The 13716-nt window shown below is 65.8% G+C and carries 9 protein-coding genes and 1 tRNA gene; 3 read left to right on the forward strand and 7 right to left on the reverse strand.

From position 1 onward, the window contains the following. Positions 1-90 precede the first annotated feature (90 nt). Entirely contained in the window at positions 91-954 is an 864-nt protein-coding gene (locus AUP43_RS17945; protein WP_067560258.1) for a universal stress protein, read from the reverse strand. A 248-nt stretch (positions 955-1202) separates the two neighbouring features. On the opposite strand from AUP43_RS17945, the gene AUP43_RS17950 reads away from it, so the two are divergent. Beyond that, a tRNA-Ala gene (locus tag AUP43_RS17950) sits at positions 1203-1278 on the forward strand. Positions 1279-1296: 18 nt separating this feature from the next. Here AUP43_RS17950 and AUP43_RS17955 read toward each other — a convergent pair. Continuing rightward, entirely contained in the window at positions 1297-1911 is a 615-nt protein-coding gene (locus AUP43_RS17955) for a bactofilin family protein (protein ID WP_084462908.1), read from the reverse strand. Between the two features lie 504 nt (positions 1912-2415). On the opposite strand from AUP43_RS17955, the gene AUP43_RS17960 reads away from it, so the two are divergent. Continuing rightward, positions 2416-5193, forward strand: a complete 2778-nt coding sequence (locus AUP43_RS17960; RefSeq protein ID WP_067560261.1) for a PAS domain S-box protein — start codon at positions 2416-2418, stop codon at positions 5191-5193. 38 nt (positions 5194-5231) lie between these two features. Here AUP43_RS17960 and AUP43_RS17965 read toward each other — a convergent pair whose 3' ends face one another. The 4 genes from AUP43_RS17965 to AUP43_RS17980 all read right to left on the reverse strand — a co-directional run bounded on the left by AUP43_RS17965 (position 5232) and on the right by AUP43_RS17980 (position 11556). Further along, positions 5232-6134 carry a transglutaminase family protein gene (locus tag AUP43_RS17965; protein ID WP_067560263.1) on the reverse strand — a complete coding sequence of 301 codons (903 nt, stop codon included), beginning with the start codon at positions 6132-6134 and terminating at the stop codon, positions 5232-5234. 253 nt (positions 6135-6387) lie between these two features. Then, on the reverse strand, positions 6388-9072 hold the full coding sequence (gene acnA, locus AUP43_RS17970; RefSeq protein ID WP_067560265.1) for an aconitate hydratase AcnA: 2685 nt from the start codon (positions 9070-9072) through the stop codon (positions 6388-6390). A 192-nt stretch (positions 9073-9264) separates the two neighbouring features. Continuing rightward, entirely contained in the window at positions 9265-10986 is a 1722-nt protein-coding gene (locus AUP43_RS17975) for a putative bifunctional diguanylate cyclase/phosphodiesterase (protein WP_067560267.1), read from the reverse strand. A 135-nt stretch (positions 10987-11121) separates the two neighbouring features. Then, complete coding sequence (locus AUP43_RS17980) at positions 11122-11556, reverse strand: MerR family transcriptional regulator (RefSeq protein ID WP_067560269.1); 435 nt, start codon at positions 11554-11556, stop codon at positions 11122-11124. A gap of 80 nt (positions 11557-11636) precedes the next feature. Between AUP43_RS17980 and AUP43_RS17985 the strand changes: the two genes are divergently transcribed. Continuing rightward, positions 11637-12314 (forward strand): cation transporter, encoded by a 678-nt coding sequence (locus AUP43_RS17985; protein WP_067560270.1) that lies wholly within the window; start codon positions 11637-11639, stop codon positions 12312-12314. A 9-nt stretch (positions 12315-12323) separates the two neighbouring features. On the opposite strand, the gene AUP43_RS17990 is transcribed toward AUP43_RS17985, so the two are convergent. Continuing rightward, positions 12324-13589 carry a Y-family DNA polymerase gene (locus AUP43_RS17990; RefSeq protein ID WP_067560272.1) on the reverse strand — a complete coding sequence of 422 codons (1266 nt, stop codon included), beginning with the start codon at positions 13587-13589 and terminating at the stop codon, positions 12324-12326. Between the last annotated feature and the right edge of the window lie 127 nt (positions 13590-13716).

Raw genomic sequence — 13716 nt, forward strand, 5'->3', positions numbered from 1 at the left:
GCCTTGTGCCGGGGGTGACGGTGGGAGAAGGTGGCGAGCTTAGGGGCGCTCCCGGCAGGGCGTTCTTGGCGGGGCGTTCTTTGCAGGGCCTCAATGCGCCATGAAGATCGGCAGTTCGGCGTTGGCGAGGATATGGCTGGTGGCGCCGCCGAAGATCATCTGGCGCACGCGGCTTTGGGTGTAGCCGCCCTTCACCAGCAGATCGGCGCCCAGCGCCGTGGCTTCGCGCAACATCACCTCGCCGGCCGGCTTGTCGGGATTGAGGATATCCTTATGCTCGGCCGGAATACCCTTGCGCGCCAGGTATTGCGCCAGCTCGGCCCCGGTCGGGCCGGGCACCATGGCGCCCTCGACCGACAGCACCACCACCTTCTTGGCGTGGCGCAGAAAGCCGTTGGCGAAGGCGATGGTGCGCGCCGTCTCGGTGCTGCCGTTCCAGGCGATGACGATGGTGTCGCCCAGCGTGGCCGGCGGCGTCGGCGGAGCGATCAGCAGCGGGCGGCCGCTGTCGAACAGGCCGGCCTCCAGCGTGCTCATGCGCGGCGTGCTGGCGTCGCGGGCCGGGCGGCCGACGACGATGAGGTCGAACAGCCGGCCGCGATTGCCGACCATGGCGTCGCCCGGCGCGCTCTGCTCGTTCCAGGTGGCCGAGACGCTGTCGCCGATGGCCGTCGGGTCGACCAGCGGCACATTGTGGGCGCGCATGAAGTCGAAGAATTTTTCCCGGCACCGGCTGGCGCGCTGCGTCTCGTCGCGCTCGAAATCCTCCACCAGATGGGCGGTCGCGCCGACAAAGCCGTCCGGTCCCACCGCCACCACTTCCAGCAGGGCGCGGCGGATCGGCATGCCCTCCATATTGCTGTTGAAGCGCCGGGCTGTCGCCAGCCCGGAGTCCAGCATCGATTCCAGAAGGGCGCTCTCCTCGATTGGAATCAGGATGTTGCGGAAGCTCATGGTCCCCACTCCTTTGCCGGGTTGTGTCGTGCCGGGCAGGCAGCCCGAATTGCGGCTTATGACTGCATATATGAAAGCATATAGGCATTCCTTTGTTGCATCACCGCTGGAATGTCGACCATGAAAAACCGGCCCACCCGGAAGGGGCCGGTTTCTCTTCATGCACCCGCAGCGGAATTTCGCCAGGGCCAGCGGGTCGCCCTTGACAGGGGTGCGGGTTGCCCCTTATATCGCCGCTTCCCACCGGCGGGGCCGTAGCTCAGTTGGGAGAGCGCTAGAATCGCACTCTAGAGGTCAGGGGTTCGATTCCCCTCGGCTCCACCATTCCCCCGGACATATCGCTTAGTTGCCGCCGACCGCCTTCGCGGGCGATGCGGCGCTGCTGTCGCTGCCCGTGGAAGCGCCCGTGGAAGCGCTCGCGGACGGCGATGGGGCTGACGAAGCGGACGCCCCCGCCGAGGTTCCGCCGGAGCCGACCGCCGGTTTCGGCGCTTCGGCTAGTTTCGGCTTGTCCTTGGCGCTCAGCACCATGATGTCGCCGGCGATCTCGCCGCCATCCTCGATCTCGATGCGGCCATAGCGCACATTGCCGGTCACCTTGCCGGTCGAACGCACGATCAGCCGCTCGCGGGCCGTCAGCTTGCCCTCGAAGCGGCCAGCGATCTCCGCCGTGTCCACGCCCGCCTCGCCGCTGAACAGGCCGCTTTCGGCAACCTGGATCATCCGGCTGTCCATCGAGGCCTCGACGCGGCCCTCCACCACCAGCGTGTCGCAGGCGGTGATTTCGCCCTTCAGCTGGATATCCTTGCCGACGATAAGCTTGCTGCCTTCCTGGGACGCCTGGCTGGCCGGCATGCCGTAGGTGGTCGAGCTTCCCGGCACCCCGCCCGCAAGTCCCCCGGGGCGGCGGTTGATGTCGGGGTTGAAGGTCGTGGTTCCGGGCTTCCTGGTATCCATGCTGCGATCCTTTAACTGAACGGGCGCCGGCGTGCCGCCGGCGGGGCTGGTGGAGGTCGGCTGATCTTGAGGGGAGGTCGGCTGGGTGTCGGCGGTAGAGCCGTCCGGCGCCGCGTCCCCCTCATTGCGGTTTGCCTTTCGGCGGCGCAGCAAATCCAACATCGGTATCCTTACCCCCCATGAACAGGCCCGCCGAGGCGGGCGGTGATAGCCTTCGAATCGCGGCAAGAGCGATGCCTTAGGCGTTAACCATGTTTGGGCAGTTGTCAGGCGGGTTTGCGGCCGGTTTATGACATTTTGCGGCATGTGTGGCCGCTTCACGGCAGCTGGCAAGAATGCGGCGCAAACTTTAATGAAGCCGGGCTATGGGAATGCCCGCTCTGGAATTATTCTGAAATTGGCGTCGAGCATATCCCTGCCCTGATTTAAAGCTTTTGTTAACCTGTTGGACATCACCCTGATCGGGGACTAAGGATCGGCGCGACACCGGTCCTGTGAGGGGTGATGAGACGCGACGAAACGCCGAAAGCAGCAACCGAGGCCGAGCAACAGGACACGCGGCTGCAACTGGCGGCGGACAATGCCCTGTTGCGGGCCAGGTTGCGCGATGCCGAAAGGCGGCTGCGCGATTTCCTGGACATTGCCGCCGACTGGATCTGGGAGACCGACGAGACCCATCGCCTCACCATGATCTCGGAAAAAGGCCTGGACGTGATCGGCGGCCATGCCGGCGCGGTGATCGGCCAGCCGATGGTGAAATTGCTGGGCGGCGATCCGAACCATCCGCTCTGGCGCCGCCATTTGGCGGATACCGAGGCCAGGCGGCCGATCCGCGATTTCGTCTATCCTGTCGTCGACGCCATCCATGGCCGCCGCTATTTCCGCATCAGCGCGAACCCGCTGCATGACGAGGAAGGCCGGTTTCGCGGCTATCGCGGCACCGGCACCGACATCACCGGCCCGATGGATACCCAGGCCGAGGCGGATCGCAACGCCGCCTTGCTGCGCGCCACCTTCGACACGGTGGCGGAAGGCATCACCATCGTCGACCGCGACCTGCGGGTCGCCAGCTACAACCAGCGTTTCCTGGAATTGCTGGAATTCCCGCCCGATCGCTTCAAGCGCGGCGATCCGTTCGAGGCATTCGTTCGATATAATGCCGAGCAAGGAGAATACGGGCCGGGCGATGTAGACGCCCAGGTGGCCGAACGGGTGGCGCTGGCCCGCAAGGCGGAGCCGCACCGGTTCAACCGCATCCGGCCGAACGGCACGGTGCTGGAGATCACCGGCACGCCGCTGCCCGATGGCGGGTTCGTCACCATCTACGCCGACATCACCGACCGCTACGAGGCGGCCCAGAAGCTGCGCGCGAGCGAGGAGCGGTTCCGGGATTTTGCGGAGATCAGCGCCGACTGGTTCTGGGAAACCGACATGGACCAGCGTTACACCTATGTCTCCTTCCGCACCATGAGCGGCCCGTTCGGCCATGCCGGCTGGTCGCAGGACACGCTGATCGGCCAGACGCGGCACGATCTGCTGTCCAGCATCGGCGTCGGCCGGGAGTTTCTGGACACGGTGCAGGCCTATATGGACCGGGGCGAGCCCTTCCTGGATCACGAATATTCCTTCCTCAGCAAGAAGGGCGAGACGATCTGGGTGCAGGCCTCCGGCCGGCCGATCCTGGATTCGCAGGGTCGGCCGGTGGGCTATCGCGGCGTCGGGCGCGACATTACCGGCCGCCGCCAGGCAGAGCAGGCGATCCGCGACAGCGAGTATCGCTACCGGATGATTTCGGAGCTGACGTCGGATCTGGTCTATTCCTACCGGGTCACGGCCGACGGCACGGCGGAGATGGAATGGGTGACCGGCACGCTCGGCGGGTCGCAGGTGCCGGTGCTGGACCCGAAGGTCAGCGGCACATGGTGGGGCAATTCCGCCCATCCCGACGATCTGCCATTGCTGCGCCAGCGCAAGCGGCGGCTGATGGAAGGCGAGGTGGTGGCCACCGAATTCCGCCTGCTCGCCAAGGATGGTTCGGTCCGCTGGGTCAGCGTCTATACCAGGCCGGAGCTCGATCCCGACAGCGGGGCGGTGATACGCATCATCGGCGGCGCCCAGGACATTACCGAGCGCAAGCTGGCCGAGCGCGCCTTGCAGCATAGCGAGGAACGCTACGCCATGGTGCTGGCCGGCTCCAACGAGGGCATCTGGGAGTGGATGGCGAACCAGGGCGACGTGCTGTTCATTTCGCCCCGGCTGCGCGAGGTGGCGGGGCTGCAGGGCAATCCCGCCGTCATCCCGCGCGCCCATTGGACGGAGCGGCTGCACCCGCACGACAAGGCGCGCTATCAGGCCGCCTGGGACGGGCATATGCGCGGCGAGCGCCTGCATTACGACTGCGAATACCGGGTGCGCGGAGACGATGGGGATTATCGCTGGGTGTTCGACCGCGGCTCCAGCCTGCGCGACGCGGGCGGGGTGACGCGCATGGTCGGTTCGCTGACCGACATCACGGCGCGCAAGGTCACCGAGTTGCAGCTTTACGAGGCCAAGGAGCGGGCGGAGGCGGCCAACCGGGCCAAGAGCGAATTCCTGGCCAATATGAGCCACGAGCTGCGCACGCCGCTGAACGCCGTCATCGGCTTTTCCGAGATTCTGCGCGACGAGCTGTTCGGGCCGCTAGGCGACGCGCGCTACAAGGATTATGTCTGCGATATCGGCGATAGCGGCGCGCATTTGCTGCGCATCATCAACGATATCCTCGATCTGTCGAAGGCGGAGGCCGGCAAGATCGAGCTGATCGAGGAAACCCTGCCGCTGGACGATATCGTCGCCTCCTGCTGCCGGCTGCTGATGCCGAAGGCCGAGGATGCCGGCGTGCGGATCGAGACGGCGTTGCAGCCGGAACTGCCGCTCCTGCGCGGCGACCGCCAGCGCTTGAAGCAGGCGCTGCTCAATCTCGGCTCCAACGCGATAAAATTCACCCCCCGCGACGGCGTGGTGCGGATCGAGACAGCGCTGCGGGATGGCTGTCTGCTGCTCAGCGTCAGCGACAATGGCATCGGCATGAACGAAGCGGAGCTGGCGAAGGCGATGCAGCCCTTCACCCAGATCGACAGCAGCCTGCAACGCAGATATTCCGGCACCGGGCTGGGGCTGCCGCTGACCAAATCGCTGATCGAGATGCATGGCGGCCTGCTGCACATCAGCAGCAAGCCCGGCGCCGGCACTGTCGCCACGATCCGCTTCCCGCCGGAGCGGACATTGCCGCGCCAGGGCTAATCAGTTCTGGACTGTTCCAGCGCAGGATGGCTGAGTCATCAGCCGGCGCGGGCCAGCGTGCCGCGCTGCCGGGTGGTGACGTTGACCTTCACCTGCATATCCAGGAAATCTTCGGCATTGCCGATGAAGGTGCCTTGCAGCGGAATCGCCTGCGAGGGATCGCGCGCCACCGCGACGCGCACCAAATTGGCGCCGCCGATCAGCCCGTTGGTCGGGTCGAATTCCACCCAGCCCGCCCCGGGTAGATAGACCTGCACCCAGGCATGGGTATCGCCGGCGCCGACCATGCTGTCGCCGCCGCCATCCAGGGCCGGATCGTACAGATAGCCCGACACGAAGCGCGCGGCCAGGCCCAGGCTGCGCACCGCCTCCATCATCAGCAGGGCGAAGTCGCGGCAGGTGCCCTCGCGGGTGTCCAGCGTCTCCACCGGATCCTGCGTGCCGATGTCGTAGCGCCGGCCATAGCGGAAATCGCGCTTAACCGCCTCGGTCATGGCGATCAGCATTTCGTAGGTCAGGGTCGGCCCGCTGGGATTCAGGAAGCGCCGCGCCCAGTTCAGCACCTTATGCTCGGGATCGTCGTAATGACGCTCGACCGTGCGGCCCAGATCGGCCATCTCGTCGCCAGCATAGGTGAAGGGGAAGATGGCGGCGTGCGGCTCGATGTTCAAATCCGGATAGGACGCACCGTAATGCTCCAGCGTGATGGTGCTGGTGAATTCCAGCCGCTCGCCCGGCGCGTCGAAGGTGGCGATGGCGATGGAATTGTTGAACACGTCGTGCAGCCAGCGGATATCGGCATGCGGCGTAATGCGCAGGCCGGTTGAAATCAGCCGCATGTCGTGACTGTCGCGCGGACGGAACATCAGCCGGTGCTCACCGAACTGAACCGGGCGGCGGTAGCGATAGATGGTGCTGTGTTCGACGGTCAGGAGTTTCATCGCGGATGCAGGAAAATTCACAACACTCGTCCCCCCTGGCCACCAGGGTTGGTAGCATATAGATGCAGAAGGGCCAAATGAAGGAGAATGTCGACCTGTCCTTTTAAGGGTTGCCCGCCGCACTTTAAGCGGTGGAGCTTAAACAAATGTGAACGCGGCCCCCGATCGCCAAGCCGCGAATGCCGCAATGCAAAAAGAAAGAGGGCGCCGGCATAACCGGCGCCCTCTGTGTATGTTCCGGCCGCTATGGAAATCAGGCGGCGGACACCATGTTGCGCAGCACATAATGCAGGATGCCGCCATTGCGGAAATATTCCACTTCGTCGGCGGTATCGATGCGGCACAGCGCGGTGATCTGCTTGGTGCGCCCGTCGGCATAGCGGATCGTCACCGGCACATCCATGCGCGGGGTGATGCCCGCGCCGATGCCGGAAATGTCGATCTGCTCGTCGCCGGTCAGCCCCAGGCTCTGGCGGGTGTCGCCATTGGTAAATTGCAGCGGCAGCACGCCCATGCCGACCAGGTTGGAGCGGTGGATACGCTCGAAGCTTTCCGCCAACACGGCCTTGATGCCCAGCAGGTTGGTGCCCTTGGCCGCCCAGTCGCGCGAGGAGCCGGTGCCATATTCCTTGCCGGCGACGACGACCAGCGGCGTGCCTTCGGCCTGGTACTTCATCGAGGCGTCGTAGATCGACATGACCTGGCCCGACGGCACATGCTTGGCGAAGCCGCCCTGGGTGTTCACCGCCGCCTCGTTCTTCAGGCGGATATTGGCGAAGGTGCCGCGCATCATGATTTCATGATTGCCGCGCCGCGCGCCGTAGGAGTTGAACTCCGCCGGCGTCACGCCGTGCTCCATGAGGTAGCTGCCGGCCGGGCTGTCCTTCTTGATCGAACCGGCCGGGGAAATATGGTCGGTGGTGATCGAATCGCCCAGCAGAGCCAGGATGCGCGCGCCGCCCACATTCGAGAAGCCGCCCTCGGCCTTCGGCGACATGCCCTGGAAGTAAGGCGGGTTCTTCACGTAGGTCGACTTGTCGTCCCAATCGTAAGTCAGGCCTTCGGCGGTATCGATGGCGCGCCACTGTTCCGGACCCTCGAACACGTTCGAGTAGCGCCGCTTGAACATCTCGGCGGTCAGCGACTTCTCGATGGTGGCCTGGATTTCCTGGTTCGACGGCCAGATATCCTTCAGATAGACCGGCTTGCCATCGGCGCCGGTGCCCAGCGCGTCCTTGGACAAATCGACATTCAGGCTGCCGGCGATGGCGTAGGCCACCACCAGCGGCGGCGAGGCGAGGTAGTTCGCCTTCACCTGCGGATGCACCCGGCCCTCGAAATTGCGGTTGCCCGACAGCACGGAGCAGGCCAGCACGTCGCCCTCGTCGATCGCCGCGGCGATGGCGTCGGGCAGCGGGCCGGAATTGCCGATGCAGGTGGTGCAGCCATAGCCGACCAGGTTGAAGCCAATATCGTTCAGCGGCTTCTGCAGGCCGGCGGCCTCCAGATAATCGGTGACCACCTGGGAGCCGGGGGCCAGCGAGGTCTTCACCCAGGGCTTCGCCTTCAGGCCCTTTTCCAGCGCCTTCTGGGCCACCAGGCCGGCAGCGACCAGCACCGAAGGGTTGGAGGTGTTGGTGCAGCTGGTGATGGCGGCGATGACGACATGGCCGTCCTCGATGGCGTAATCGGCGCCCTTCACCGGCATCTTCTTGCCGCTGGCGCCGATCTCGGCCGCCGCCTTGGCGAAGGACGGGGCGGCGTCGGACAGCAGCACGCGGTCCTGCGGACGCTTCGGGCCGGCCAGTGAGGGCTGCACCGTATCCAGGTCCAACTCCAACGTGTCGGTGAAGATGGGATCCGGCGAGGTCTCGTCGCGCCACATGCCCTGCGCCTTGGCATAGGCCTCGACCAGCTTGATGCGCTTGGTGTCGCGGCTGGTGAAGGTGAGGTAGCGCAGCGTCTCCTTGTCGATCGGGAAGAAGCCGCAGGTGGCCCCGTATTCCGGCGCCATATTGGCGATGGTGGCGCGGTCCGCCAGCGAGAGATTATCGAGGCCGGCGCCGTAGAATTCCACGAACTTGCCGACCACGCCGCGCTTGCGCAGCATCTGGGTGACGGTCAGCACCAGGTCGGTCGCGGTCATGCCCTCGCGCAGCTTGCCGGTGAATTTGAAGCCGACAACCTCCGGAATCAGCATGGAGACCGGCTGGCCCAGCATCGCCGCCTCGGCCTCGATGCCGCCGACGCCCCAGCCCAGCACGGCCAGGCCGTTCACCATGGTGGTGTGGCTGTCGGTGCCGACCAGCGTGTCGGGATAGGCGACCGTGCGGTTGCCGTCGCTGCCGGTCCAGACGACCTGCGACAGATATTCCAGATTCACCTGATGGCAGATGCCGGTCCCCGGCGGCACGACGCGGAAATTGTCGAACGCCTTCTGGCCCCAGCGCAGGAAGGCGTAACGCTCGCCATTGCGCTTGAACTCGTAATCGACATTCTCGTCGAACGACAGCATCGAGCCGAAGCTGTCGACCATCACCGAATGGTCGATCACCAGATCGACCGGCGACAGCGGGTTGATGCTGCGCGGATCGCCGCCCATCGCCGCCACCGCATCACGCATCGCCGCCAGATCGACCACGGCCGGCACGCCGGTGAAATCCTGCATCAGCACGCGGGCCGGGCGATAGGCGATCTCGCGATCGGAACGCTTATCCTTCAGCCACTGGCCCATCGCCTTCACATCGTCAACGCTGACCGTGCGCCCATCCTCGTAGCGCAGCAGGTTTTCCAGCAGCACCTTCAGCGACATGGGCAGGCGCGAGACGTCGCCGATGACGCTCTCGGCCGCCTTCAGGCTGTAATAGTCGTATTCGTCGCCATCGATCTTCAGCGTATTGCGGGTTTTCAGCGTGTCGGTGCCAGTCACGGTGGTGATTCTCCAAAGAGGGCTGCGGGCCGGTGCGCGGCATGGTCACGGTCCTGCGCGCGCCACTACGTAGCGTCAGGCGAGACATTAGCGATCTGCTTCGCAGAGTCCAGCCGGACGACGCCAGGGCAAGCGCTAGCGGTAATGTTTTAGCCGCTTCCCCGCAAGTACGATCTGGCGGCCGGCGGCAGGAAAACGGCGTTAAGCCCGATTCGCCAGCCAGTCGCGGAAATTTGCCTCGGGCAGGGGCCGGCACATCAGATAGCCCTGGCCCTGATCGCATCCCAGCGCCTGGAGCTGGCTGTAGACATTCTCGTTCTCGATGCCCTCGGCGATGACCTGCATGCCGAACTCGTGCGCCATGTCCACCGTGGCGCGCACGATGCGCTGCTGGCGCGGATCGTCGGCCAGCGCGGTGCAGAAGCCGCGATCCAGCTTCAGGATCGTCGCCGGCAGATCGCGCAGATAGGCCAGCGAGGATTGCCCGACGCCGAAATCGTCAATCGCCACGCCATAGCCCCGCGCGATCAGCCGGCGCAATAAGGCAAAACAGGAACGCTGGGAATCGATGACCGCGCTTTCCGTCACTTCCAGCGTCAGGGCCTGCGGCGACAGGCCGTGCTGGCGCAACAGCAGGTCGATCTCCTCCAGCAGCGACGTATTCTCCAGGTCGCGCGCCGACATGTTGATCGACAGATGCACGTCCAGCCCCGCCTTGTGCCAGCCGGCCAGATGCTCCAGCCCCTGGCGGGCCACCCAGCGCGACAGCGGGCCAATCAAGCCCGTCGTCTCGGCCAGCGGGATAAAGTCGGTGGGCGGGACCATGCCGCGAGTCGGATGTTGCCAGCGGATCAGCGCCTCCGCCCCGACGCACCGGCCGCTCTGCAGATCGAGCAGCGGCTGGTAATGCAGCTCAAGCTCATTCCGGCGCGGCGCCTCGCGCAGGTCGGACAGCAGCAGCACCCGGTCGCGATAATCATTTTCCGAGGCCGGATCGAAGAAGGCGAAGTCATGATCGCGGTCGACCGCCCGATCCGTCGCCTGCGACGCCGCGCGCGTCAGCGTCAGCACATCGTCGCCATGCGCGGGATAGCACGCAATGCCCGAATGGCCGCTGACGGCCACCGGAATATCCTCCAGCAGCACCGGCTGGCGCACCTCGTCCAGCATGTTCATGACGACCGAGATTGCCTTTTCCTTTTCGCTATCCCCCTTGCCGCCGGGATTCCCGCTGCTGGGCAGGATCACCGCGAAGTGGCCCGGCCCCAGATAATAGAGCTTGGCGTTGAACGGCATGACGGCATGCAACCGCTCCGCCAGCATGTGCAGCAGCGTGTCGGCCTGGTCGTAGCCGAAGGTGGAGAGAATGGGCTCCATCTGGGTGACGCGGACCTTGATCAGCGTCACTTGCTGGTTGCGCGCATCGGCGATTCGCAGCGCGCGTTCCATCTGCTCCTCGAAGGCGGCGCGGTTCGGCAGGCCGGTCACCGGATTGCGGAACGCGGCGTGCCGTAAATCCTGAAGCTGCTTGGTCAGCACCGTGCTGAAGGAGCCGGCCAACCCGCCGGCCAGCACGAAATAACCCATCCGCGTCAGCCAGTTGATCGATGTCTGCGGGGTACCCAGCAAGGTGTCCAGCGGCATGAACGGGCCGCAGGCCAGGCCCGCCAGCACCCCGGTGATCAATCCGCCGCGTAACCCCATGAGGAAGGAGGCGACAATGACCGGCAGATAGAACAGATGCGGCATCGCCGTCTTGGTGCCGCCGGAAAGATAGACCCCGCCCGCCGCCGTCAGCAGCAGCATCGCAATGATGAAGGCCGACACCATCTGCGCATTTTGCAGGCCGAGCAGCCACAGGGCTGGCGGCGATGGCGCTATGGTGCCGGGGAGTCTGTGCATCCCGGCGTCGGATACCCGCATCGGTATTATCCTTCGAACGGAAAAGAGAAACGATCAGAGACCATATAGATGCCGGCGGCGGATAACGAACCAATGCTGCAAGGAAGTGCTGAATAAAAAGTTAATCAAATCCGTTTATCCGTCGCCAACCGCCAATCAGGCGGCGTGGTCCTCGCTCAGGCAATGCGCGTGGCTATGGTCGGCCAGGGTTTCGATGACCCGGCAATCGGCGATCCGCCCACCCTCGCAAGCCGCCAGCATGCGGGCAAGCTCGGTCTCCAGCCGCTGCAAACGCTGGATCTTGCGCCGCACCTCGCCAAGCTGCCGCGCGGCGATCTCGTCGGCCGCCGCGCAGGCCCTGTCCGGGGCCTGATACAGCGTCAGCAACTCCCTTATGGCGTCGAGCGAGAAGCCCAGCTCGCGCGCATGGCGCAGGAAATTCAGGTGCTGGCGGTGCCGCTCGCTATAGCGGCGCTGGCCGCCCCCGGTGCGGGCGACAGGCGGCAGCAGGCCCTGCTCCTCGTACCAGCGCACGGTCTGCTCGTTGCAGCCGGCCTCGCGGGCGATTTCACGGATTCCGTAGCTGGCCATTTTTCCCTCTTGAAGCTCAAACCACTGTAGCTCTCATCTTAGATGCGACGCCGATTTCCGCGTTGCAAGAGGAGAGCGCCATGTCCGCCCGCTGCGGCCATTCCCACAATCACGCATCCCACGGCCATGCATCCCACGCTCACGCAGGGGGGCATTCGCACGAACCGGCGTTCGACGGCGCCTCCCCGGCCTATCGCCGCATCCTGCTGCTGGTGCTGGCGATCAATGCGGCGATGTTCGTGATCGAGGTCGCCGCCGGTGCGGTTGCCGGCTCGGTTTCGCTCTATGCCGATTCGCTGGATTTCGCGATGGACGCCGCCACCTACGGCATCTCCTTCTGGGCCATCGGCAAGGCGGCCTCGGTGCGCGCCAGGGTCGCTTTCGCCAAGGGAACCAGCCTGGGGCTGCTGGGTGCGGGCGTGCTGGGCGTGGCGGTGTGGCGGGCTTTCAGCGGCGCGCCGCCGGAGCCGATCACCATGGGCGCCATCGGCCTGCTGGCGCTGGCCGCCAATGTCGGCAGCGCCGTGCTGCTGTATCGCTGGCGCGAGGGCGATGCCAACGTCGCCTCGGTGTGGCAATGTTCGCGCAACGACGCCATCGGCAATGTGCTGGTCTGCGTCGCGGCGCTGGGCGTGTTCGGCACCGGCAGCGCCTGGCCGGACCTGATCGTCGCCGGCCTGATGGCCGCCCTGTTCCTGAACTCCGCCATCCGCATCCTGCGCCAGTCGCTCGGCGAGCTGCGGGCGGCCGAGGCGTGACGCCGCGGCCTACTCGGTGAATTCGATCCTATCCGGAATGCGGTTGAAGGCGACCTTGGCGCCGGCATATTCCAGGCCGACGGAGGGCAGAACGCCGAGCATCACCGTATCGGCGCCGAAGCGGTGGTTCAGCCCGTCCATCACGCCGGACAGCCGGGCGAGACGGTCCTGGCGGGCGCGCCAGGCGGGATCGGCGGCGGCGAACAGGTCGGGCATATAGGCCTCGACCGGGGCCAGGCCCAGCAGGGTGATCGCCACCTGCTTCAGCCGGACGCGGTGATCGACCTCGAAGCCGGCCCAGAGCCGGTCGAGCGCGTCCAGCAGCGGCACGCTGTCCTGCGTCGGCGCGAAGCGCGTCTCGCCGCCCCAGCGGCCGCCATTCTCCAGCTTCACGCTCAGCACCAGGGCCCGCGCGGTGCAGCCATAGCGCCGCAGCCGCACCGCCGCCTTGGCCAGCAGCCGCCGGGCGACCTGGCGCGCCTGCGCCGGCGGGCGCAGGGCCGGCGGCAGGATGCGGCCATGGCCGATGCTGCCGCGCTCGGTCGGCGTCTCCGGGATATCGACGCCGTGCAGCCCGTACCAGAACCGCTCCCCGGCGACGCTGCCCCAGATTTTGCGCGCATGCTTCGGCTCCAGCGCGGCCAGTTCGCGCACCGTGTAAATGCCCGCCGCGTTCAGCCGCCGCTCCATGTTGAAGCCGATGCCGGTGAGGTCGCGCAATTGCAGGCCGAACAGCCGGTCCGGCAGCTCGCCCGGCTCGATCACCACCAGCCCGTCGGGCTTCTGCATGTCGCTGGCGACCTTGGCGCCGAACCGGTTGGGCGCGATGCCGACCGAGCAGCGCAGGCACTCGCCGACAGTCTCCAGGATGCCGCGCTTGATGCGCCGGGCGAGATCGATCGCCGCCGCGCGCTCGCGCTGCGGGCCGAGCAGCTCGCAATCCACCTCGTCGATGGAGCCGACATGGGCGACCGGGATGTGGCGGTCGATCTCCTCCAGAATCCGGTGATGATACTCGACATAAATCTCGTGCCGCGCCGGCACCAGCACGATGCCGGGGCAGAGCTGGCGCGCCTCGCGCACCGACGTGCCGGTCTTAATGCCGAACGCCTTCGCCTCGTAGCTGGCGGCAATCAGGCAGGTGCCCTCCGATTGCAGCGGAATGACGCCAACCGGCCGGCCGCGCAGGGCCGGCTTCTCCTGCTGCTCGACGCTGGCGAAATAGGCGTTCAGGTCGAGAAACAGCCATTTCAGATAGGGCACGCGGGGCAGCATCGTCCGAACCTTCGCTGGGGCTGGGACTCGGCCTTGTAGCATAAGAACAAAATAGGAACAATAAGGTCGAGCCCCTGCCGCCCTATGCTTCGAGACGCCCTCTTGCGAGGGCTCCTCAGCATGAGGG

Source organism: Oceanibaculum pacificum (assembly GCF_001618175.1).
Lineage (GTDB): Bacteria > Pseudomonadota > Alphaproteobacteria > Oceanibaculales > Oceanibaculaceae > Oceanibaculum > Oceanibaculum pacificum.

Excerpts from the sequence above, each read along its gene's own strand:
- AUP43_RS17945 (WP_067560258.1), bottom strand. The coding sequence starts at position 954 with ATGAGCTTCCGCAACATCCTGATTCCAATCGAGGAGAGCGCCCTTCTG.
- AUP43_RS17955 (WP_084462908.1), bottom strand. The coding sequence starts at position 1,911 with ATGGATACCAGGAAGCCCGGAACCACGACCTTCAACCCCGACATCAAC.
- AUP43_RS17960 (WP_067560261.1), top strand. The coding sequence starts at position 2,416 with ATGAGACGCGACGAAACGCCGAAAGCAGCAACCGAGGCCGAGCAACAG.
- AUP43_RS17965 (WP_067560263.1), bottom strand. The coding sequence starts at position 6,134 with ATGAAACTCCTGACCGTCGAACACAGCACCATCTATCGCTACCGCCGC.
- AUP43_RS17990 (WP_067560272.1), bottom strand. The coding sequence starts at position 13,589 with ATGCTGCCCCGCGTGCCCTATCTGAAATGGCTGTTTCTCGACCTGAAC.
- AUP43_RS17975 (WP_067560267.1), bottom strand. The coding sequence starts at position 10,986 with ATGCGGGTATCCGACGCCGGGATGCACAGACTCCCCGGCACCATAGCG.
- AUP43_RS17985 (WP_067560270.1), top strand. The coding sequence starts at position 11,637 with ATGTCCGCCCGCTGCGGCCATTCCCACAATCACGCATCCCACGGCCAT.
- AUP43_RS17980 (WP_067560269.1), bottom strand. The coding sequence starts at position 11,556 with ATGGCCAGCTACGGAATCCGTGAAATCGCCCGCGAGGCCGGCTGCAAC.